Below are 21,525 nucleotides of genomic sequence, written 5' to 3' on the forward strand. Positions count from 1 at the left end.
AGGTCAGCAGGATCGAAGAATCATCCGGTCCTTCAGCGGGTGCCGTCCGTGCGCGGCCCCCCAGAGCACGTCGTAGTCGTCGCGCTGGTACGAGGCCAGGAAGCTGGAGCGGGCCACCTCGTCACCGTCCAGCACATTGCACCGGATGCCGTCGTAGGAGAACACCGTCTCCAGTACCTCGGCCTCCGCCCTGGCGAAGGGAGCGTCTCCGCACCACAGCTGTACCGCCCCGACAGGACGGTCCGGCAGCGGCTGGCGCAGGCTGACTGCAAGCGGCAGTACGGGGCCGTGCCGGCGGGCCGGCAGTGCCTGGGCGGGTATCAGAAAGGGCAGGGCCGACACGAATGCCTCAGCCTTCTCGTGGCTGATGTAGTCCGCCAGATCGGCCGCGTCGAGGTACGCGAGCAGTGTGCGTCCTCCAGCTCGGCGGCAGACTCGAAGGACTTGCGCCCGGTAGCGGGCGTCGTCAGCGCCGCATCACTCAGACCGTGTGTGACCAGGCTCTTGCCGAGGGCTCCGTTCACCGCCGCGGTCAACCGCACCAGTGCGGTATCCCCCTCGGAGCCTGGGGCCGTCTGGGGCCGGTATCAGGCGCGGCTGCCTCCGGTCGCGAGCACGACGCACCGCCCGCTGCGCTGCTCTTCTGCCTCGACGCCGTACCAGACCGAAAGCCACTGCATCAGATCCCCAACGTCGCTTGCCTGCAGCAGCATGTGCACCAGGGGCCCGGACATGGACCGCACCCTGCCTCGGTCCCGCGACCGCTGCCCTGCTCCTGCTCGACGAGGGTGACCACCGTTTTCAAGGCCAGCACTGTATACGGGTTCAACGCGAGGTGGCCCAGAGCCCACTGGGAGCCTCGGCCGGGGCACTGTGTCTAGGTCCGTGACGTCACCGTAGGGCGAGACCTGGGCGCGCTTGCGGGGGAGGGAGAGGGTGAGCAGGAGGGAGTGTGGAGTCGTGGGGCGCAGACTTGAGTCTCCTGCAGGGGGAGACAGGAAGGTGGGCTCATGGACGGCGGCACTCTCTACTCGATCGGTGAACTGGCTCAGCGCACCGGGCTGACAGTGAAGACGATCCGGTTCTACTCCGATCGCGGGATCGTGGTGCCGGCCGGCCGTACTCACGCCGGCTACCGGCGCTACGCCCCGGAGGCCGTCGCTCGCCTTGCCCTCGTGCGGACACTTCGAGAACTGGGACTCGGCCTCGACCTGATCCAGCGGGTCGTGGATCAGGAACTCACGCTCGGCGATGTCGCCGCGGAGCACGCCGCCGCGCTGGACGTACAGATCAGCATCCTGCGTCTGCGACGGGCCGTGCTGACGGCCGCCGCCGAACGCGAGCCCACCGCCGAGGAGATGGAACTCATGCACCAGCTGGCCACGCTGTCTCAAGCCGAACGCCGCCGCCTGATCGACGACTTCCTCGACAGCGTCTTCGACGGCCCGCACAGCGGCCCCCGCCATGCCGCAGCTCGGCGCTCCATGACACCCGAACTGCCCGACAATCCTACAGACGAGCAGGTCAGGGCATGGGTTGAGCTGGCGGAACTGTCCCTGGACCCAGACTTCCGAGCCACGCTGCGGCGCCTGGCCGAAGACCATGTGACCGGCCTGCCCGACGGCGCCTGCACACGACCGCGCCCGGACATGGTCGCCGTCGCCCGTGATCTCGTCGGACCAGCTGTGGCGGCTGGTGTCAGCCCGGATTCGCTCCAGGCCGATCCTGTCGTCGCGGCGCTCACCGCTCAGTGCGCGCTCGCCCACGGCCGCCCCGATGACCCCACACTGCACCGGTGGCTGCTGCACCGTCTGGAAGCCGCGAGCGATCCACGCAGGGACCACTACCTCCAGCTGCTCGCACTGATCAACGGCTGGCCGGCGCCGGACCGCCTCGCCCCGGTGATCGACTGGTCCATCACAGCTCTGCGCATACGGGCGGCACGATGACACACCAGCCTCACGGTCCCGCACAGCCGGACTAAGCACTCAAAGCCATTACGGCCACGTACCCTCGGCCGATGGACAAGATCGCTGCACGACTGGAGGCAGATGCCACACCGTCAGCCCCCGCCCTCGTACTGCGTCCTTGGAGCCCGGCGGATGCTGCCGACCTGGTTGAGCTGTATCGGGATGACGTCCTGCGCTGCTGGACGAGTTCAGCCGTGAACGACGAGGCGAGCGCGGCGCGGTGGGTTCAGGAGCAGCAGCGGGGATGGGAGACGGGGGACCGCTTCGGATTCGCCGTTGTGGAATCCCAAGCCACGGGTCTTGAGGAGCAGTTGGCGGGCCACGTGGTCCTCAAGAACGTCACACCGGGTGCTTCGTCCGCCGAGGTCGGCTACTGGACCGCGGCGCATGCGCGCGGCCGGGGAGTGGCGCCCAGAGCACTGCAGGCGCTCACGGACTGGGCCTTCACCGCCTTCCCCGGTGACGGACTGACGCGCCTTGAACTCCTGCACCAGGTGGACAACACCGCGTCATGCCGCGTCGCCCAGAAGAGCCGGTACGAACTGACCACGCTCCTGCCCCCGGCACCGTCTGCATACCCCCGTGCCGGTCACCTCCACGTACGGACGCGCGAACCCTGACCGCTGCAGCGGGTCCCGGTCGAATCCGTGAGAGTGAGCTAGACAAGCCCACGACCTGCACCGAAGTACCACTCAACCTGTCATGCGAGGCTCAGACACAGCTTCTGACCGGCGGAAGGGGTTTCCCGGCGACCTCAACAGGGGGTACGGACCGTGCCGCCGGCGCCCCGATGCGCCTTGTCCGCCCAGCACTGGACGCCGGTCTCGGCGAGGGCGTCGAGGATGCCGCGTTCGCGAGCCGGGCGGACATCGTGGTCGGCGCCGGGCTGGGCCGGTGAGGCCCACAGCGGTCGGCCGAAGGAATCCGTGAAGATCTGCACGTTCATGCCGGGCTTCTTGTGTTTCCCGGAGGAGAAAGGCCGGTCCGCGGCAATGCGGTCGATCGGCAGGAGCGTGCCGCCGAGGATCACGAACGCCTTCGTCGACGCGGCCCGTATCGCATCGGTCAGGGTGGGCGCGAGGTCGGCCAGGAGTTCCACAGCCCCGGTGACATACCGGTAGGCGGTCGTGATCCCGGCGCCGAGCCCGGCCGCGAGCTGGGCATGCGTGTGTCCTACCCTCAGGTGGGCGAGCGTGAGCGGGGCCTGCCGGCCGGCGCTCAGACGCCGCCGGTGGGAGCCGATCGCGCGACGGTGCTGCCGCAGACGGGTGGGCAGGAAGCGCAGGACAGAACCGGACACGTCGACGCCCGGCGGGTAGACAGGCTTGCGAAGCCTCTGGTGGAGACGGTTCTCTTGGTCGAAAACCCGTCTACCAGGGGCTTCACCACATGGTCAGCCCAACCACCCCGGCCCTGCGGCGGGTTGGAAGGAGCTCATGTGTTTCCCCGCTCTCCCGGTCAACACCCATCCGCTCCTGGTAAAGGTCTCTAACGGCTCCGTCCGCGATTGATGGTGGGTGTAGCTCCGTCTTGGGGGCAGCTGATCTGGGGTGTTGCGACGACCGTTGACCGGCCCGGGGTGTTGTGATGTGCGGTGCTCGGGATATTCGCTGGTCGCTGCTTGTTGGTGGTGTTCATACTGCCGGGATGGATCCGGTGACTCTTGAGACCGACCGTCTGGTGCTGCGGGCGTTCACACCTGCCGACGTGGATGCGGTGTACGAAGCCTGCCAGGACGAGGACATCCAGTTCTACACCCCGGTGCCGGTGCCGTACCGGCGTGCGGACGCGGAGAAGCTCGTCGGTGAGAAGCTGCCCGCTCAGTGGGCCGAGGACAGGGACTACACCCTCGGCGCCTTCCGTAGAGACAGTGGCGCCCTGGTCGGCTCGTACTGCCTGACCCTCATCAGCCGCGGCGTCTGGGAGCTCGGTTACTGGGCGGTCAAGGAGCAGCGCGGACGCGGGTACTCGGTGGAGGCCGCTCGGGCCCTGTGCGACTGGGGCTGGGCGACGCTCGACGTGCACCGCATCGAGTGGTGGGCCATGGCCGGGAACACCGGATCGCGTGCCGTCGCCGAGAAACTCGGCTTCACCGTCGAAGGGACACTGCGCAATCGCGCCATCGCCAACGATGGCAAGCCGCACGACTGGTGGGTGGGCGGACTGCTGAGGCCCTGATGCTCGGGCCGGTGCTTGGCCGGCTGCCTTTGCTCTTCTGCAGGGAAGTTCCCAGCTCGGACAGTTCCCGCAGAAGAGCCACACCCATTGATCACCGACGGGCAGCCGTGACGTGGCAGTGGCCGCACGGGTTCTTCGAGTGTGACCAAGTGGGCCCGTGCGGCCTTGACCCATCCTGCCTTCTGCGGCGTCTCGCATACACATCTCGGCGATCCGATCGAAGAGTTGGCCGATCTGTGGCTAGCCCGGTGTGAGTCGGGGCTTCGTGAGCGGCGTGGGAAGCCCGCGGCGCGGATGCAGTGCTCGGGCCGGCGGCGGTCGCGGTCCTCGCACTCGGCCATCAGCAGTTCGGCCTGGTGGGGCCGGTTCTTCGAGCCGAGTGGTCTGCCGGGTCCAAGGCGTTCAGCCGACCCGCCACGCCCAAGCCGCGCGCCGGCGGGCGGTGGTTGATGCCGGCCTCGGGGTCCGGCGGTCGGGAGTTGCATCAGGTGTCGCCGGGTCCGGGTTCCGGGCCGCGGGGTGGCCCCTGGCTGCTGGTGGGGCCGGTCGGGCTCTCTTGGTCGTTGGCTTGATGTGACAGATTCTGGTCGTTGCGGCCGTATCTGGTCGGGCGGAATGATCAGGGCATGCCCTCACCGCATCGTGTCGTGATCGTCGCTTTCCCTGGTATCGAGGTGCTGGATGTCACCGGCCCGGCCGAGGTGTTCTCGGTCGCCGCCCGGGTCGGCGGGGCCGGCCGGCCCGGCTACCGTGTCCAGGTCGCGACGGCTGACGGCGGCCCGGTGGTCACTTCCAGCGGCGTGCGGCTGATGGCCGACCTGGCCCTGGGGGACGTGGCGGGCCCGGTCGGCACCCTGCTGGTTGCGGGGGCGGTCGAGTTGGTCGACGGCGGCGTGGAGCCGGTGATCGACCGCGACGTCACGAACTGGCTGCGGCGTGCGGCGCCTCGGGCCCGGCGTGTCGGGTCGGTCTGCGCGGGGGCGCATCTCCTGGCGGCTGCTGGGCTGTTGGAGGGCCGGCCGGCCACCACGCACTGGCTCACCGCCGGCCGGCTGGCAGCCGAGCATCCCGGCGTCCGGGTCGACCCCGATCCGATCTTCATCCGGGACGGGCGGGTGTGGACGTGCGCCGGTGTCACCTCCGGTATGGACATGGCCCTGTCCATGGTCGCCGAGGACCACGGCCAGGATCTCGCGCTCGCGACGGCCCGGATGATGGTGATGTATGTCAAACGCTCCGGGGGGCAGAGCCAGTTCAGCGTGCCGCTGTCCGTGCAGAGCTGCGAGGACGACCGGATCGACGAGCTGCGGATGTGGATCGCCGATCACCTCACCGAGGACCTCTCCCTCGAAGCCCTGGCGGCCCGGACGCATCTGAGCGTGCGCCACTTCAGCCGGCTGTTCCGGCAGCGCACCTCCACGACACCGGCCGCCTACGTGGAGGCGGCCAGGCTGGAAGCCGCCCGCAGACTGCTGGAGGACAGCGACCTGAGCCTGCCGGAGGTCGCCGCCGCCGGCGGCCTGGGCTCCGTGGAGACGCTGCACCGCGTCTTCCGGCGGCGGCTGGGCACCACCCCGGCCGAGTACCGCCGCCGCTTCTGACCGCTTTGTCCCACCCGCACCACCTGCCGGCCGGCGGGCGCGTTCGCACACCCGGCCGAGCCTCGCATGCCTCGTACGGCGTGACACCGACCCGCGTACCCCGGACGAAAGCCATGCCCGCACGGCGTGGCATCGACCCGCGCCCTTGAGAGGAAAGCCATGTCCCGCATAAAGGTCGTCCCGATCCCGGTCACGGGCCGGCACAACATCAACGCCTATCTCCTGCTCGGCCGCCGGCCCGTCCTCGTCGACGCCGGAACCCCCGGCAGCGGCCGGAAGATCCACGACCGGATCACCGCGCTCGGCGTCGACCCCGCCGATGTCTCGCTGATCGTCATCACCCACGGCCACATCGACCACTTCGGCTCGGCTGCCGAACTGCGCCGGCTCACCGGCGCGCCCGTCGCCGGCCACGTCGCCGACCTGGGGCCGTACCGCTCGGGCCGGGCCCGCGACCCGTACCTGCCCACCGGCCCGATGGGCCGCCTCATGGCCCGCAGCCGCAAGCTCCACACGCGGGTCGAGCCCGTCGAACCCGACGTGCTCATCCGCGGCGAGACGGGCCTGGAGGATTTCGGGCTCGCGGCGCGCATCATGCCCACCCCCGGCCACACCGCCGGGTCGGTCTCGGGCCTCACCGACGACGGCGACCTGATCGCAGGCTCGTTCATGGGTCTGATCCCCGCAAGGCCCGCCAACCCGCCCTTCCACGACGACCCCCGACAGAACCTCGCCAGCCTCCGCGAGATGCTCGCCCTCAACCCCACCAGCCTGCACGTCGGCCACGGCACGGCCCTCGATCCCGGGCGGGTCCGGCGGTGGGCCGAGAAGGAGCACGACCGCCTCGAACGGCTCGATGCTGCCAAACGCCTCACCGTCCGCGGCCAGTGATGCGCCCGTTGCGGTCCAGACCAGGACGGGGCATCCGGCGCCGGCCTCCACCGGCCCCCTGCTCGGTCGGGTCGTTGTCCCGCCGCGGGCCCACGCGTCGGCCGGCCCTGGCAGCCCCGGCCGGGCGGCCCCAGGGCCGACAGCCGCTTCAGCCGGCCGGAGGCAGGCCCCCGCAGAGCTGGGGTGGCGAGAGGCCGTGCCGGTCGTCGGCCCCGGCCGCGAGGGCGCGTGTCCGGGCTTTGTCGCCCTTGGTGGAACGGGTGGTCCGTGTGTCCGGCCTTCCCGCCGCCGTAGAACGTGGCAGGGCCGGCCTGCCAGCGGGAGGTTCTCCCGGTAGCGGCGGACCAGGTCCGGGCCGGCCAGGAATGGCGTGCCGAAGGCGACCAGGTCCGCGTACCTGGCGTCCACAGCCGCCTGGGGCGCGCGCGACGTCGTAGCCGTTGTTGGCGATGAACGCACCGGCGAACCTCCTCCGCAGCGCGCGGTGGTCGACGCAGGCGGTCCTCGTCGCCATGTCGCCCTCCAGGACGTGCGCGTGCGCCAGGCCGCGCCCCAGGCCCTCCCCGGCGAGCCCGCCTGCGTCGACCTGGGGATCCTCGTCGCCGTCTGCGCCCGGGTCCAGGCCCTTCGCCGTTCGGTCACGCTATGGCCAACGGAAAAGCGAGGATGACGAAGGCGTTCGTGGAACGGTCGTGGTGACCGCTCCACGAACGGAATACATGGAGTGGGCGAGGAACTTGAGCACGAGGCGACATCACCGTGGTGACCTCGGTCGGCGACTCATGGGGTCTGCTCGTCCTGGGTGAACGCGGCGATCAGGCCGTGGGGTGTGTTGTTGTCGGAGTCGATCCTGTGGATCTCGGCACCTTCAAAAGTGGCGACTTCGGTGCTGCGGGGGAACATGGCCTGTTCGTACTCGGTGAGTGCGGCCTCGATGTCGTCGGGGTGCGCGGCGAGGGCCTTGCCGAGTTCGGCGCCGTCGAGCATGGCCAGGTTGGCGCCTTCGCCGTTCGGGGCCTGGAGGTGGGCGGCGTCGCCGAGCAGCGTCACCCCCGGCACCCGGTCCCACCGGAGCCCGGCCGGCAGAGCGTGGAGGGAGCGAAGAACCGGCGCCGTGTCGCCGTCGGTGATCAGCGCGGTGAGCTCCGGCGCCCAGCCGTCGAACTCCGCCGCGATGCGCGCGGTTGCCGCGGCGGCATCGGTGAAGTCGATGGTGGCGAACCAGTCCTGCGGCTTGCTGAGCCCCACGTAGATGTGCAGGGTGTCGCCGCTCTCCCGGTGCGCGAAGATGTCTTTGCCCGTCGAGGGCGCGATCATCGACCCGCCGCCGACCGTCTTCGCGGCGGCGGGGTGCCGTGTGTCGGCCTCGTACAGATAGATCTCGACGCACGACGTGCCGGTGTACTCGGGTGTGGCATCGCAGAGCAGCGGCCGCACCCGTGACCACGCGCCGTCCGCGCCGACCAGCAGGTCGGTGACGACGGTGCCGCCGTCGGTGAACGTCACCTCGTGGCGACCCTCGCCGAGGGCACGGGTGCGGCCGGCCTTGTGCCCCCACCGGACGGTGCCGTCCGGGAGCGATGCCAGCAGGATCCGTCGCAGCTCGCCGCGCATCACCTCGGGGCGTCCGCCCGAGCCGTCGTCGCCTTCCTCGAACAGGACGGTCCCGTCCCGGTCGAGGACCCGCATCGCCTCGCGGCCGTCCAGGACGATGGCGCGGAACTCGTCCATCAGGCCGGCCGCCTCGAGGGCGAGCTGCCCGTTGTAGTCGTGGATGTCGAGCATCCCGCCTTGCGTGCGCGCCGACGGGGAGGACTCGGCCTCGTAGACCGTGACCGGGATGCCGTGGACGTGCAGGACGCGGGCCAGCGTGAGTCCGCCGAGTCCGGCGCCGATGATCGTGACGGGAGTGCGCATGGTGGCTCCTTCGGAATCAGGCCGCCGGTGAGGTCCGGCCGACCGTCTCCGGAAAGGTGCCAGCGCCCGCCGACACGTCACCGACATCGGACCGACAGCCCCCGACAGCTGACCGACAGCGGGGCTTCGGCCGCTCGGTCACCCCGGGCCAAAGCGCAGATCAACCAGGAGGCTTGGCCCACGATCTGAGGCGGATGTTCCTCAGTCCCCGAGTTGGCCGAAGGCGACTCAAACGCCTTCCATCTGTCGCACGGGCCATGGTTCTGTCGGCAGTTTCGTGCAGCCTTGGTTTGCCCGGCCCTGAGCGCAGTGGATGCCCGGTGTGGATGACTCATGCGGCTGTCCGGGTGTCTTCCGGGCATCCTGCGGGCCTGTGACGTGTGGTGGGGGTATGTCGTTTCGGGTGAGGCGGCGTTGGGATCGGTGAGGAGATCAGCCATGTACGCGGTGGTTCGGCGGTACGAAGGGGTTACTGATCCTGCCGAGGCGGGACGCCAAGTGGATGAGGGATTCGTGCCTCTCCTGCGTCAGGTCCCCGGATTCGTGGCCTACTACTGGGTGGATGCCGGGGACGGAGTGATGGTCTCTACCAGCGTCTTCGAAGACCGAGCCGGAGCCGACGAGTCGGTCAGGAGGGCGGCGGACTTCGTACGGGACAACCTCGCGGCGCTGCTCCCCAATGCTCCTCAGGTCACGGCCGGCCAGGTTGTGGCTGCTGGGTAGCGGCCTCCGCACCGGCTCTGGAATCCACGTACCCCCATCCCGCTGACCTGGTCATTCACAAAACGCCGGTCAGAGCCCTGACACTTTCCGGGCGGTGCTGGGAGGGCGATGAGGCTTGCCCACACCTGATTCCTCGGGCGCATGCGTGATGGGGAGGGCGTGAACCCTAGGATGAGCGCATGGCTGTCCCCGCAGGGGCTCTCCTGGTCGACGCGCTGCAGGCCCTCCTGACCGACCGCCATGCCTCGCCGGTCGCTGTCGAGCGCTGGGAGCGGGTGGAGCCGTGGGCCGTGGCCCGGGTGTGGCTGCGAAGGAGTGCTGCCGGGCTTCCGCGTTCGGTCGTCGTCAAGTGGATACCGGACGGACAACGCGAGGCACGGACTGCCTCGTGGCGGCTGCGTACCGAGCTGGCTGCGCTCCGGTTCCTCGACGAGGATCTCGGGGCCGGCCTTGCTCCCGGCGTCATCGCCGCCGACACGGCTGCCCGATTCCTCGTGCTGGAAGACCTCGCTCCCCGCGTCCCTCTGGACCAGTTGCTCCGACGGGACGGAGCGGCAGCGCACGGCGAGCGACTGGCCGCGTTCGCCCGCGCTCGCGGTGCGCTGAGCGCGGCCACCGCGGGGCGGGCGGAGGCCTACTACGCCCGCCGGGCCGCCCTGGGACCGGTTGACGCCGTGGCAGACCTGGCAGGACGACACGCCCCTCTCCAGCAGGCAGCCATCGAGCACGCGTCGGCACTCGGGGTACCCCTTGACGGCCGGGTTGCCCATGAACTCGCCGCAGCCATGGGAGAATTGGCCCGCCCGGGGCCTTTCCTGGCCCTGAGCAACGGCGACGCGGAAGCCAACAACCTCTTGCTCCACGCCACTGGCTCGGCCGACGCCCGCCTCATCGATTTCGAGTTCGCCGGCTACGCCCACGCGCTGACCGATGCCGTGTGCCTGTATGTGCCGGGCCCGGCCTGGCTGTCAGTGGGTGATCCGACCACCACGGGCCTGGCTGACCAGTACCGCCGCACCCTGGCGTGCGGCATCCCAGAGGCCGAGGACGACCGGCGGTACGGATACGGCCTCGCTGCGGCGTGCGTGTCCTGGGCGCTGGTACGTCTGCAGCGGTTCGCCCGCCTCGACTCGCGCCCACCGGGAGACCACAGCCGGCTCCAGCTCATCGCCACACTGGAAGCCGTCGCACGCACCGCAGAGACCTACAGGACCCTGCCCCGCCTCACCGCCTGGATCCGCCGCGTCGCTGTCGTGCTGCGTCGCCGCTGGCCCGACGCGGACCAGGACTTCGCCGACTCCGCACGGTTCCCGCCCTACCAGGCCCGGCACTGATACCGAGCGTCCCTTCGCGGCTCGACCCCGCGACCGAATGACCTGCATCGAGCGACCAGCTACTGCCGAATGCCTTCGTCGAGACCGAAACCAAGCGAGGCACGTGAGCATCCTCAGCCAACCGCCATGACCGCCAACCCGGCGGACCTGCGGCACTAGACACCTCCGATGTGGCTCTGCGCCGCTGGCACCACTTTGCCGATCGTGGTGGCGAGCGTGGCTCCGAGGACGCTGACGCCGGCCAGGGTCAGCCAGATCGCGGCTGCCCCCGTGGACAGCAGCCCGGAGAGGGCGGCCGGAGCGACCGCTCCTGCGACACTCACGGCGAGCTGGTTGAGGGCCAAGTACCGGCCGCGGAGAGCGTCTGGGGCGCTCTCCGCGGCGACAGTCGACGTGATGGGGCCGCCGACGATTTCACCGAAGGTGTAGCTGATGGCACCGAGCAGCACGACGCAGACCGCGAGGGCGAGCGCAGCCACGCGGTCGGCGGCGAGGAACAGGAGGTAGCCGGTCGCAAAGCAGGCGTGTCCTGCGACGAGGACGCGGCTGCGCATCCGCCCGCTGAGCCACCCGACGATGACGCCTTGGGCGAAGCCGACCATCAGGGTGTTGAGCGTGAAGACAGCGCCCGCAGTCCAGCCGGGCAGTCCCAGCACGTTCACGGCGTAGACCGGTATCGCGATGTTGAGGGCGAACAAGGAGATCGCGAAGCACAGTTGATGCGTGACCACCGACAGGTACCGCAGGTCCCGGAGTACGCGCCCCCAGCCTCCAGCAGCGTCCTGGGCCGCCTCGGGACGGATGTTCGGCACGGCCCGCATCAGAACGAAGGCGGTGAGATAGGACAAGGCATTGACGACCACGATCGCGGCGTAGACGCCGTGAGTACCGAAGCTGACGGCGACGGCGGTGAGGAGGCCGCCGAGTGCGTAGCCGAGGTTGCGTACCGACCCCAGAAGACCGAACCAACGCTCGCGTTGGCCGGGCGCGGCCAGCGCCGTGACGGTAGCGCCGTAGCAGCTGAAGAACACCGCCCGCCCGGCACTGTTCAACCAGGCACAGAAGGCGATCTGCCACGTCTGGCCCACGAGGAGATACCCGGCGAAGCCGACCGCCTGGGCCAGGTTTGCCGCCTGCAGCACCGGCTTGGCGCCGTACCTGTCGACCAGTCCTCCGACCAGAGGGCCCACCGGGAGTGCCAGCAGCCCGGCCGTCGTCAGTGCCGCGCCCACCTGAACCAGCGTCAGTGACGTCGTGGCCAGGAAGTACAGCATCGAAACGGGGACGAAGACACCGGTGCCGATCGAGTCGATGACGATAGCTGCGACGAAACGGCGGTGCCGGGCTATCGAGGGACGGACCGTGCAATCGGGAACAGTCACAACCCGGACGGTATAGATTCGATACCGGTATCTACAACGCTACCGGGAGTCGTGCATGGGTAACGCCTACAACGTCATGGCCGCGACCTGTCCCAGTCGCACCGTTCTGCACCGGATCGGGGCACGCTGGACGGTGTTCATCGTCAACGCGCTGGACAACAGGCCGATGCGATTCACCGAACTCAAGGCGCACATCCGGGGGATCACGTCGAAGGCGCTCACCGAGACGCTTCGCGCGATGGAGTACGACGGTCTGATCGCTCGCACGGAGACTCCCGCAAATCCCCCGCATGTCGAGTACGCCCTCACCGACCTCGGGCGGTCACTGCTGACACCCCTACGCGCCGTCCGGGAATGGGCCGAGAGCCACGTCCCCGACATTGAACGCGCCCGCGCACAAGCCGATGCGCAACGGTAACTCCGTTCGCCGGTGGGTGCGGTTGGCCGCCCTTACGAATCACGTCGAGTTGGCGGCCTTCGCAAGCCTGCGGTAGTAGATCAGGGCGGCGGCAATTCCGGCGAAGGCGAGGAAGTGTTCTGCCTTCCGTCCGTATCGACGGTGTAGGCGGCGGCACCCGGCCGGCCACGCCACTGTCCGTTCCACGATCCAACGATGGCGACCCAGCCGTTGAGAGGGCTCGATGCCCCTGCGGGCGATGCGTGAGGTGATGTTCCGCGCTCGGAGCCACCTGCGCAGATGGTCGTGGTCGTAGCCCTTGTCGGCGCGGAGCTTGTCAGCCGTCTCGACGCCGGTGGCGAGGTTGCGGAAGGTGGCCATGGCGCGGGGTGCGGTGCCGGTGTGCATGCGGGAGGCGTCCTCGGCGAAGGTGACATCTCGGATGTTGTGGGAGGAGTTCTCAATTCCCCAGTGTCCGCGGATCGCGTTCGCTGGGTCGGCGGGGCTCGTCTGGTGGGCGTCGAGGCTGGTCACGGCGTAGACGGTCGTACGAGTCTCCCGCTGGCCGGCGGATCGTCGGCGGCGGTGCAGGCGCAGGGCGAGGCGGGCGTGGGGGAAGTTGATGCCGCCGAGGTTGTCGGCGATGGCGCAGGTCTTGATAGAGCGGGACTCGCGTCGGCCGTGGGCGGCGGTGGAGGCGGTGTGCTGCACCGGGATCGCGTTCCAGGGCAGGGCGGCGAGCTGCCGGTCGGTCGTGGGCTGGTTCGTCTTGATCACGGCGATGTAGTGGCCCTTCTTGGCCGTCACGAGCCAGGTGATGGTGGCCTTGACCGAGTGCAGGGCGTCGAAGGTGACGATGGTGCCCGCGAGTTCCAGGGGCGCCAGCAGCGGGCGGAAGTGCCGGGTTTCGTTCGTCTTCGACCCGACCTCGACCTGAGCGATCGTCGCGACGGGGGCGTGGGTGACGGCCGACAGCAGGTGCCGGCCCGGGGCGCCCGAGTGGGCCGAGCCGTTGAGGGTCTTGCCGTCCACGGCGATGACCCGATGCGAAGGGCCGGTCGCCGCGGACTCGGCGGCGCGGTGCTGACCGGCGAGGTAGGCGCTGACCGCCCGGTCGAGGGCGTCACCGTCGAGGGCAACGAGGACGCGTCTGATGCTCGCCGCCGATGCCGAGCGGCGCCAGCCCAGCAGATACCGGCGCACCCCGAGGGCCGCCAGCACGCTCCGGCAGGCCCGCTGACCGAACTCGGCGACCTCCTCGATGCTTCTGGCGCCGGAGACCGCCGCGCAGGCGCACATCAGCAAGATCGCCGTCAGCGGGTACCACCGCCCGCGCCGTGATCGCGGATCCGGAACCATCCCGAGGTGAACGCGCAGGTCAGCGACCCGGTCCTCGTCCAGCGGACCCAGGTTCTCCAGCACGGCAGGGATAGGGGAAGATGCAATGATCACCGGAGTCACCAGGGGGAGCCCGCAGCATGACCGGCACCACGCAGGCCCTTGGCGGGTCGGCTGCAGTCGACGATGCAGCACGAAGCGTCACGCGCCCGTTCTACGTATACGCCGTGCTCGCCAACTCGCTGTTCCAGCGTGGCGTATTCGTCCTCTTCCTTCAGCAGCGAGGCTTCTCCGCCGGGCAAGTGGCCCTCCTTCAGACACTGCTCTACCTGGTCAGCGGACTTGCGGAGTTGCCGACGGGAGTCATCGCTGACCGAATCGGCAGGCGTGCCAGCATCGTGATCGGCCAGGTGCTGATAGCTGGATGCCTGCTCGGTCAGGTGACGTCCTCCAACTACTGGGTGTTCCTGACGCTGTTCATCGGCCAGGGCGTGGGCATGGCATGTGTATCCGGTTCGGACACCGCCCTGCTGTACGACCTGCTCGTGCGTCGTGGTGCAACGGCCGGCTACGTCAAGATCAAGTCTCGGTTCACCATGCTCGGGACGGTCACCTCGGGAGTCGCCATCGTCCTTGGCGGCCAACTGCAGCAGTTTTCCTGGGGAATCGTCTACGTCGGTTCGGCGTCGTGCCTCGTCCTGGCCGTGGTGGTGCTGATGTCACGGGTGCCCGAGATCCGCGGCGCGGATGCGGTGGACGAGCAGGACGGAGCCGAGAAGGAGCACGGCGACGCCACAGCATGGCGGGCGATGCTTCGGGTCGCCACGCCGGCGCTCGTGACGCTTGTCGTGGTGTCCGGATTGATGCATGCGACTTTGACGCCGTACATCATTTTTACGCAGAAGACCCTCTCCGATCAGGGAGCGGGCACCGCATTGGTCAGCGTGGTCATATCGGCGGGATTCTTCGTCGGCGGACTCACTCCCTTGCTGTCGGACCGCGCGAACCGGCGCATCGGATATCGGGTCATCGTCCCGGTGTCTCTCCTGACGCTCGCCGCGGCACTCGGCCTGAGCGGCCTCGGCCTTGTCTGGGTCACCATCGCCGCGTTCCTGGCCCTGGTCGGAATTCCCGAGATCACCGCCGTGCTCGTGGACAACGTGTTCAACGAGGCAGTGCCGTCACGCCACCGGGCGAGCCTGCTGTCGATGATCGCATTCGTGGAGTCGGCGCTCATCGGCATCGGCTATCTCGTCCTCGGCGCCCTCATGGACGGGCTGGGCTCCAGCGTGGGCATGGCCACCTACGCCGCGGTCCCCCTGCTGGCATGTCTCCTGTGGCTCCCAGTGCTCTTCCGAGGGGCACGGGTGACCACCGAGATCGAGAAGCCCGCCGACCAAAAGGCATCCTGAAACAGACCATCTCGAGCAACGCCCCTGCCCGATGGCAGGGGCGTTGCTCGTTGACATGTCGCTCCCAGCGGCGACGGAGCTGTCATCGCGACGATCGGCACCAAACGGGATGGGAGGAATCGCGCCACTGCGGCAGCTGTTCAGCCTGGATCGACCGCGTAACGGTCGGCCTGTGGATGGCGAAATGAGAAGAGGTACCCGCTGACCTGCGAGAATGGGAGTTCCTACGCTTCCATCCGCCGCTCACAGCAAGCCACCTCGTAAGTGAAAGTCTTCCACAGGCCCCTTACTGATCGTTTCAGAATGAGGTACCCAGGCGACGGAGGCAGATGAGGCAGCAGGCCAGTTCGAGCATGCTCTGGTGGAGGTCGGCGTGTCGTTCGTAGCGGGTGCGGAGTCGTGGGCGATGTTGCGTCGGGTCCCCGAGACAGTCACCGACAAATATTGGTTGTGAACAACTCCACGTTCCTGCGACGGTGCCCGTGTGCATAGCAGAGCCGTCAACGAGTCTGACATCGAGGCGATCTTCGATCTCTTCGGCCGAGCCGAGCACGCCGCAATCGGGCGTCAAATGACGACGCGAGCAGACGTGCGTGACCTGCTCGCGAGCCCCGGCCTGGACATGGCGTCGCGGACGATGGTCGTGGAGTCGAAGGACGGTCGGCTGAGCGGCTTCGTCGCACTGCATCCGGCACCGCAGGCTGGCCAACTCCGGGCGCATCTGCTCCTTGCGTCGGCAGACGGCGCTACGGACACGGCCCGAGCACTGCTGCACCTGCTCGACGAGTGGGTGCTACGGGACGCGCCACACGCCGACACTCCCGTGACCATGTTTCAGCTGCCCAACTGCCCGGCCCATGACCTCATGGCCGCCGAGGGCTGGAGCATCGTGCACAGCTACACGCGCCTCAGCATCGACCTGGACACCACCGAGTTCCCCGAACCGGCTCAGCCACCCCTCGGTGTGCGACTGCGCTTCGCTGCCGATGACCAGGACCGGCGCGCCGTCCACTCCGTATTGGAGGACGCATTGGCCGGGCACTGGAACCACCGGCGGCGTACCTTCGCCCAGTTCGACCGTGACCAGCAACAGCGCGACGGCTACGACGCGGCCCTATGGTGGCTGGCCGAGGTCGATGGGGTCTGTGCGGGTGCTGTCATCGCTCGCGACCCGTCGGAGCGCGCATGGATCGCTTGGCTCGGAGTTCTCGATGCCTACCGCGGCCGTGGCATCGGCACCCAGTTGTTGAGCACCGTCTTCCGGCTCCTCCGGGACCGTGGCCATCACAGCGTGGGCGTCGACGTCGACACCCACAACTCTGTCGGCGCTCTCGGCGTCTATCGGACCGCCGGGATGAGCGAGCGGGGCACCGCTGACCAGTGGCGCAAGATCTACAGCCAACAGCCTTCCTGAGCAATTCAGTTGAGCCTCAGGTCTTGCGCATGTCGATCTTGGCCGACAGGGCGTCCGCGTGCGTGCTGATCTTGTTCCGGATGACCTGTGGGAGCGAGTGGCTCCGCTACTCCCGCCCGCTCCCGAACGCCGCCGCCGCTACCCCGGGCGGTTGCGCGTTCCGGACAGGGCGGCCCTCGCAGGCGTCATGTACGTGTTGCGGACCGGTGTCGCGTGGCGCGACGTGCCCGCCGAGACTGTGGGCTGCTCCGGAGTCACACACCCACTCGTCGAGCAGGCGTAGCAGTGCTCGGGCCGTGTCCGTAGTGCCGTCTGCCGACGCAAGGAGCAGATGCGCCCGGAGTTGGCCAGCCTGCGGTGCGGCAGGCTGGTTCACCGGGGTGGCTCGTGGAAGGAGAGGTTGCTTGGCACCCGGCACGGGCTGGCCGGGCGCCGCTTGGAGGTGACGGGTCGTGCCCGTGCTGACGCGCTTGCCCGCTTCCGCGCTCCGGTGCTGCAGGGCCGGGGCGAACGGGCCCGGGGCGGGCGGCTCGGTCCACGGACCGCGATCGAGCTCGTTCAGCCCGGTGAGGCTGCCCTCGGCGTAGAGCCGCTCGGCGTTGCAGCGGGCGGCTGAGAAGCTGTGATTGAGCCTTGCATGGCAAAGTGGACGGTGCTTTGGTGCAGGTTTGGAGCTCAGGTCGTCTGTTTCGGATCATCCTCGCGGGCGTGCGATATGTTGCCCGCCATGACTGATCTTGGACCCGTCGCCTGGCCACCTGCCTTGATCAGGACCGAAAGGCTCGTGCTCCGCGAGTCCGAGGCCCGGGACCGTGCGGCGTTCATCGAGCTGCTGGCGTCGCCAGAGGTGCACACCTACCTCGGCGGCCCCCGCCCTCGTGGCGAACTTGAGCGCGAGATGCCTGAGGTGCCCGAGCGGTGGCCCGGGAGTTTCGTCGTTGAACTCGATGGAGCGATGATCGGCCAGATCCTGCTCAGGAGAGCACCGGAGCACAGTCGCCCGGCCGCTGCGGGGAAGGTCGATCTCGGCTACCTGTTCCTGCCGCGAGCGTGGGGATCCGGATACGCCGCCGAGGCGTGCGCGGCGGCACTCGACTGGTTCGACGGCGTCCTTCCCGGCGAGCCGGTCGTGCTCCACACCCAGACGGCCAACGTCGGTTCGATGCGCCTCGCGGCAAAGCTGGGGTTCACCGAGGTAGAGCGGTTCCATGCCTGGGACGCCGAGCAGTGGCTCGGCCTACGGTCCCCGGTCATGCCGTCCAGCTGAGCTGACGAGCGTGCTGGTCCAGGCGGAAACCGGATGATCGTGAGCTGGTGAAGGAACCAGAGCAAGAACGGCGAACGTCTCCTGAAACGATCAAGCTCGAGGAGACTGCGCAGTGCGGATCTACATCAGTGTGGACATGGAGGGCATCACCGGGCTGGTGGATGCCGACGATGTCCAGCCTGGCGGCCGGGACTACGAGCGTGGACGGCTGATGATGGCAGAGGACGTCAACGCCGCGATCCGCGGTGCTGTCGCGGCCGGTGCCACCGACATCACCGTCAACGACGCGCACGGCCCGATGCGCAACCTCCTGCCCGAGGCACTGCACCCAGCAGCGCGCCTCATTCGCGGCAAACCCAAGCAGATGCTCATGCTCGAAGGACTCGCTCCCGAGCACGACGCTGCGGTTTTCGTTGGCTATCACTCACGGGCCGGTGCGCCCGGCGTACTGAGCCACAGCTTCATGGGGCACGAGATCGAAGACATGTGGCTGGACGGCCGGCCTGTGGGTGAGATCGGCCTGGCCCACGCCACCGCGGCCGCCATCGGTGTGCCGGTGACGGTCCTCACTGGTGACGACTGTGCCTGCACAGAGATGACGGAATGGGACGCCTCGGTGACGACCGTGCCAGTGAAGTATGCGCGAGACCGGTTCTCGGCAGATCTGCGGCCGTCGCAGGAAGCACGTGCGGCCATCGAGAAGGCGGTCGCCGCCAGTCTTTCCGTACCACCGAAGGCTCCAGCCGTCGCAGCGGGCCCCTCCACCCTCACGGTCCGGTGGCAGTCGGCTTCAGTGGCCTCGACGCTCCTGGGAATTCCGGGCGTCACCTCGGCAGACAGCCGGACCGTACAGGCGCAGGGCCCTCTGCCCGGCCTCTACCGGCTGTTCGGCGTGTGGATGCGAGTGGCAGCGTCCCTGACCAACCAGCCCCCTTACTGCTGACCGCCGGCGGGCGACGGCTGGCCGGAGATCGAGCCTTCGCCCTGCGGTGGCCGCATGGCCAGGAACGGGGTGCCCCGGCTGCGGCTGTTCGTCGTCACGGATGGCGACGCGGGGCCGCGGCTATGTCGCGGGTGCGGAAGTCCGCTGATGCCGGCGGCGAAGGCGACGGCGATGTTCCGCTCGTCGGCGTGCCGGTCTCGGCACTGGCGTCGGATGCGGCGAGCACGGGTGAGGACCGAGGCATTGACGGCCAGCCAGACCTCGTCGTGCCCAGAGTGCGAATCCGCGTGGTATCCGCGGCGGCTGAAGTCGGCGGTCCTCTCGGTGGGGGTCTGGTCAAGCAGCTCGCGAATGGGACGCAGCAGGAGGTCCTGTTCAGGAGTTCGGGGGGCATCCGGACCGTGCCGTGTTCGATGTTCACGGGAACCGACGGCACCCGGATCACTGGCAGGCGTCCCTTCTGAAGTCCCGTTCGGCATCGACGGGTGACGGAACCGTGAGGCGTGGCCCGCCGCCAGCGCAGGACCTCTCAGTCGACTGAATCCAGGTGCGAGACGGGCCGGGCGGCAGGTAGCTTCGCCCGAATGACAGTCATGCTGAACGATTCCGTCCGGGCGCTGCTCGATGCGCCGGTTCCCGCCGTCCTCGCCACTGTCAACCCGGACGGAAGCCCGCAGACGTCGGTGGTCTGGGTCGGCCGCGACGGAGATGACCTGCTCGTCTCCACGGCTTCCGGCCGCCGCAAGGAACGCAATCTGCGCCGTGACCCCCGTGCCTGCCTGACCGTCTACGATCCGGATGACCCGTTGCGCTACGCCGAGATACGGGGCCTTGCCACCGTCACCGAGGACACCGGCCGGTCTGTGGCGGTTGCCCTCGCCGAACAGTACGAAGGCCCCGGCGCCGGCCAGGAGTACCTCGATCTCCCGGCAGAGGTTGTCCGTGTTGTCGTCCGCATCAGCCCGACCAAGGTGGCCGGTACCGCGTCCGCCTGACCGATCGTCACCGGACCGCCCCTGTGAGGCTGAGGCCTGAGTTTTCATCGGGGACATGAGGACATCCCGGCGCTGTCGGTGCCCCCGGGGAGAAGCGCGAGGACACCGGCAGCTTCGTGCAGGCCCGTCTGAGAGTGCGTCGGGCGCGGCCGGCAGATCCGTGGGAGGCTCCACGATCCGTGGGGCGTTGGAGGCGGCTTCGTTGACGGCCTTCGTGCAGGCGGTGGTCCGGTTGTGGGGTGGTGCGGTGTGCGGCCCGCTCCTTCTCGCAGTGCGGCACCTGTTCGTCCCGGACGTGGCACGGGGCGGTGACCATCGAGGGTGCGATACGTTACGGTCGGCGTAGGGCGACGTAGTCGGTCACGGTGCACCTGCTCGGGATCCACAGGAACACCGCCACTCAGTGGGCGGCACTGGCCCAGGACAGCTGGGCCGGCTACCTCGCGGCTCTCAGAGCTGCCGAGTGACGCTCTATCAGGTGATCGCTCGGTAATCAGCCTGTTCGTCCAGCCACGAGGGGGCGTTGCTACTCAGCAGGCGGTGCGTACTCCGAAGCGCGCCAGGCAGTGCCAGACCTTCTTGAGGTCCTGAAGGCTGTAGCGGCCAGTGCAGGCGGCATCCCCGATGACCTTGGGGTCGAGCAGGCCGTCAACGGCGATCTCAGCACCCAGATCAACGTATTCCCGCCCCCGGTAGCTTGCGTGACGTCGTAGTTCAGCCACGCTGAGCCGAAAACCTGGATGCCCTTCGATTGGGCACGGGAGGCGATGAGCTGCGGATTCAACCTCTGTGCCGCGATAGCTCGGGTCCAGCACCAGCGCCTCTCAGCCGACTCGATGAGCGAGCAGCGGTCTGCCATGCCGAAGTCGGAAGGCTCGGTGGAACTGTCGGGGTAGCAGAACGTGGTGCGTCTCAGGGTCTCCGCGTTGAGTCTGAAGTACGAAGAGCCGAACCGCGGTGCACCACCGACCGGATCACGGCGGTAGTTCAGCGCACCGTATACAGGGCGCTGCTCATCAGGGGCCTCGTCGTACGCACCGCCAAAGATGCGACTCTCCCAACGCCACCGGTCTCCACCAGGATGAGCGGTTAGACCACCGTTGCTCGTTCCTGTCACGAACTGCGACCGGTAAACACCGTCTTCCACCATCTGAGCCAGGGTCAGACGATCCCCTGCGGGACGATCGGGATGAAAATGCATCGTCACCCGGAGGTCCCCAGCGAGTGGCTCGCTTTCCGTGAACCGGTCACGGTGAGTCATGCCACGTAGCTCAAAGGCCGTGGTTCTGGTGCGCTTCTGTGGCGAGATAGTCTCGCGCCGCGGAGGTGACCCGGTCGCGAATGTGCTGCTGGTCCGGAGGTTGATCGTTCGACAGGTAAAGCGCTCTCGCCAGATCAGCGATGGGTTGCAGCGCGTCGGGGTAGTCGAGTTCGGCTGCAGCTTCCTCATGGATCAGCTTCGCTCCGTGCACCGGATCGAGTTGGCACGCCACGATCTGGCCTGCCCACCACCGGGCCGCGGTCCATCGCGCCTCGGCAAGATCTTCCGAGGTCAGCGGCAGCAGACCCAACTCTTCCAGCACAAGGTCGAACAGCTCGCGGGCCTGGGGATACTCGCCACGCGCGAGGCCGGCCAGCAGGGGAAGCGAGGGAGCCTCGATGTCGGCCATCAGGGCGTCCAGGCCCAACTGGACCAGGTAAGCGTCCGAGGGGCGCTGCCAGGGTTCCATGGCCAAGTCTGCAGCGGCCATGCGGATCAGGCT

At 68.6% G+C, this 21,525-nt stretch carries 18 protein-coding genes and 7 pseudogenes; 14 read left to right on the forward strand and 11 right to left on the reverse strand.

Annotated features, from left to right (window positions below; all coding sequences use genetic code 11):
• Positions 1-3 precede the first annotated feature (3 nt).
• Both ABZ865_RS39140 and ABZ865_RS39145 read right to left on the reverse strand, forming a co-directional pair.
• Positions 4-342, reverse strand: a complete 339-nt coding sequence (locus ABZ865_RS39140; RefSeq protein ID WP_361241350.1) for a hypothetical protein — start codon at positions 340-342, stop codon at positions 4-6.
• Between the two features lie 245 nt (positions 343-587).
• Complete coding sequence (locus tag ABZ865_RS39145; RefSeq protein WP_361241353.1) at positions 588-734, reverse strand: hypothetical protein; 147 nt, start codon at positions 732-734, stop codon at positions 588-590.
• A 276-nt stretch (positions 735-1,010) separates the two neighbouring features.
• On the opposite strand from ABZ865_RS39145, the gene ABZ865_RS39150 reads away from it, so the two are divergent.
• Together ABZ865_RS39150 and ABZ865_RS39155 are read left to right on the forward strand one after the other, a co-directional pair.
• On the forward strand, positions 1,011-1,949 hold the full coding sequence (locus ABZ865_RS39150; RefSeq protein WP_361241356.1) for a MerR family transcriptional regulator: 939 nt from the start codon (positions 1,011-1,013) through the stop codon (positions 1,947-1,949).
• A gap of 71 nt (positions 1,950-2,020) precedes the next feature.
• A complete protein-coding gene (locus ABZ865_RS39155; RefSeq protein ID WP_361241359.1) occupies positions 2,021-2,590 on the forward strand; it encodes a GNAT family N-acetyltransferase in 570 nt (189 codons plus the stop codon).
• Between the two features lie 137 nt (positions 2,591-2,727).
• Here ABZ865_RS39155 and ABZ865_RS39160 read toward each other — a convergent pair.
• Positions 2,728-3,270: pseudogene (locus ABZ865_RS39160) on the reverse strand (transposase family protein); the annotation flags it as partial.
• A 347-nt stretch (positions 3,271-3,617) separates the two neighbouring features.
• Between ABZ865_RS39160 and ABZ865_RS39165 the strand changes: the two are divergent.
• Entirely contained in the window at positions 3,618-4,148 is a 531-nt protein-coding gene (locus ABZ865_RS39165; protein ID WP_361241362.1) for a GNAT family N-acetyltransferase, read from the forward strand.
• A 272-nt stretch (positions 4,149-4,420) separates the two neighbouring features.
• Here ABZ865_RS39165 and ABZ865_RS39170 read toward each other — a convergent pair.
• Positions 4,421-4,501 (reverse strand): annotated as a pseudogene (locus ABZ865_RS39170) (AAA family ATPase); the annotation flags it as partial.
• A 273-nt stretch (positions 4,502-4,774) separates the two neighbouring features.
• Between ABZ865_RS39170 and ABZ865_RS39175 the strand changes: the two are divergent.
• Entirely contained in the window at positions 4,775-5,749 is a 975-nt protein-coding gene (locus ABZ865_RS39175) for a helix-turn-helix domain-containing protein (RefSeq protein WP_361241365.1), read from the forward strand.
• A gap of 159 nt (positions 5,750-5,908) precedes the next feature.
• On the forward strand, positions 5,909-6,640 hold the full coding sequence (locus ABZ865_RS39180) for an MBL fold metallo-hydrolase (RefSeq protein ID WP_361241368.1): 732 nt from the start codon (positions 5,909-5,911) through the stop codon (positions 6,638-6,640).
• 780 nt (positions 6,641-7,420) lie between these two features.
• Here ABZ865_RS39180 and ABZ865_RS39185 read toward each other — a convergent pair.
• Entirely contained in the window at positions 7,421-8,557 is a 1,137-nt protein-coding gene (locus ABZ865_RS39185) for an NAD(P)/FAD-dependent oxidoreductase (protein ID WP_361241371.1), read from the reverse strand.
• Positions 8,558-8,890: 333 nt separating this feature from the next.
• Between ABZ865_RS39185 and ABZ865_RS39190 the strand changes: the two genes are divergently transcribed.
• Both ABZ865_RS39190 and ABZ865_RS39195 read left to right on the forward strand, forming a co-directional pair.
• Positions 8,891-9,280 carry a hypothetical protein gene (locus tag ABZ865_RS39190; RefSeq protein ID WP_361241374.1) on the forward strand — a complete coding sequence of 130 codons (390 nt, stop codon included), beginning with the start codon at positions 8,891-8,893 and terminating at the stop codon, positions 9,278-9,280.
• A gap of 179 nt (positions 9,281-9,459) precedes the next feature.
• A complete protein-coding gene (locus ABZ865_RS39195) occupies positions 9,460-10,614 on the forward strand; it encodes a hypothetical protein (RefSeq protein ID WP_361241377.1) in 1,155 nt (384 codons plus the stop codon).
• Positions 10,615-10,769: 155 nt separating this feature from the next.
• On the opposite strand, the gene ABZ865_RS39200 is transcribed toward ABZ865_RS39195, so the two are convergent.
• The gene (locus ABZ865_RS39200; RefSeq protein ID WP_361241380.1) at positions 10,770-11,996 is read right to left on the reverse strand and encodes an MFS transporter; all 1,227 of its coding nucleotides are present in this window, start codon (positions 11,994-11,996) and stop codon (positions 10,770-10,772) included.
• Positions 11,997-12,051: 55 nt separating this feature from the next.
• Here ABZ865_RS39200 and ABZ865_RS39205 point away from each other — a divergent pair, with 55 nt between their 5' ends.
• Positions 12,052-12,414: a helix-turn-helix domain-containing protein gene (locus ABZ865_RS39205; RefSeq protein ID WP_361241383.1), complete on the forward strand. Its 363-nt coding sequence runs from the start codon at positions 12,052-12,054 to the stop codon at positions 12,412-12,414.
• 39 nt (positions 12,415-12,453) lie between these two features.
• On the opposite strand, the pseudogene ABZ865_RS39210 reads toward ABZ865_RS39205, so the two are convergent.
• A pseudogene (locus tag ABZ865_RS39210) lies at positions 12,454-12,732 on the reverse strand (transposase); the annotation flags it as partial.
• Positions 12,733-12,807: 75 nt separating this feature from the next.
• Positions 12,808-13,752 (reverse strand): annotated as a pseudogene (locus tag ABZ865_RS39215) (ISAs1 family transposase); the annotation flags it as partial.
• Between the two features lie 119 nt (positions 13,753-13,871).
• Between ABZ865_RS39215 and ABZ865_RS39220 the strand changes: the two are divergent.
• The gene (locus ABZ865_RS39220; protein WP_361241386.1) at positions 13,872-15,143 is read left to right on the forward strand and encodes an MFS transporter; all 1,272 of its coding nucleotides are present in this window, start codon (positions 13,872-13,874) and stop codon (positions 15,141-15,143) included.
• Between the two features lie 298 nt (positions 15,144-15,441).
• Here ABZ865_RS39220 and ABZ865_RS39225 read toward each other — a convergent pair.
• A pseudogene (locus tag ABZ865_RS39225) lies at positions 15,442-15,543 on the reverse strand (IS5/IS1182 family transposase); the annotation flags it as partial.
• Positions 15,544-15,627: 84 nt separating this feature from the next.
• On the opposite strand from ABZ865_RS39225, the gene ABZ865_RS39230 reads away from it, so the two are divergent.
• The 5 genes and pseudogenes from ABZ865_RS39230 to ABZ865_RS39250 all read left to right on the forward strand — a co-directional run bounded on the left by ABZ865_RS39230 (position 15,628) and on the right by ABZ865_RS39250 (position 19,762).
• A complete protein-coding gene (locus tag ABZ865_RS39230; RefSeq protein ID WP_361241389.1) occupies positions 15,628-16,557 on the forward strand; it encodes a GNAT family N-acetyltransferase in 930 nt (309 codons plus the stop codon).
• Positions 16,558-16,615: 58 nt separating this feature from the next.
• Positions 16,616-16,816, forward strand: a pseudogene (locus ABZ865_RS39235) (transposase); the annotation flags it as partial.
• 468 nt (positions 16,817-17,284) lie between these two features.
• The gene (locus tag ABZ865_RS39240; RefSeq protein WP_361241632.1) at positions 17,285-17,824 is read left to right on the forward strand and encodes a GNAT family N-acetyltransferase; all 540 of its coding nucleotides are present in this window, start codon (positions 17,285-17,287) and stop codon (positions 17,822-17,824) included.
• Positions 17,825-17,936: 112 nt separating this feature from the next.
• Positions 17,937-18,767 (forward strand): M55 family metallopeptidase, encoded by an 831-nt coding sequence (locus ABZ865_RS39245; RefSeq protein WP_361241392.1) that lies wholly within the window; start codon positions 17,937-17,939, stop codon positions 18,765-18,767.
• A gap of 584 nt (positions 18,768-19,351) precedes the next feature.
• On the forward strand, positions 19,352-19,762 hold the full coding sequence (locus ABZ865_RS39250; protein ID WP_361241395.1) for a PPOX class F420-dependent oxidoreductase: 411 nt from the start codon (positions 19,352-19,354) through the stop codon (positions 19,760-19,762).
• Between the two features lie 530 nt (positions 19,763-20,292).
• On the opposite strand, the pseudogene ABZ865_RS39255 reads toward ABZ865_RS39250, so the two are convergent.
• Together ABZ865_RS39255 and ABZ865_RS39260 are read right to left on the reverse strand one after the other, a co-directional pair.
• Positions 20,293-21,023, reverse strand: a pseudogene (locus tag ABZ865_RS39255) (DUF3626 domain-containing protein).
• 10 nt (positions 21,024-21,033) lie between these two features.
• Positions 21,034-21,513 (reverse strand): hypothetical protein, encoded by a 480-nt coding sequence (locus ABZ865_RS39260; RefSeq protein WP_361241398.1) that lies wholly within the window; start codon positions 21,511-21,513, stop codon positions 21,034-21,036.
• Between the last annotated feature and the right edge of the window lie 12 nt (positions 21,514-21,525).

The sequence above is a fragment of the Streptomyces sp. NPDC047085 genome, assembly GCF_040643735.1.
GTDB lineage: Bacteria > Actinomycetota > Actinomycetes > Streptomycetales > Streptomycetaceae > Streptomyces.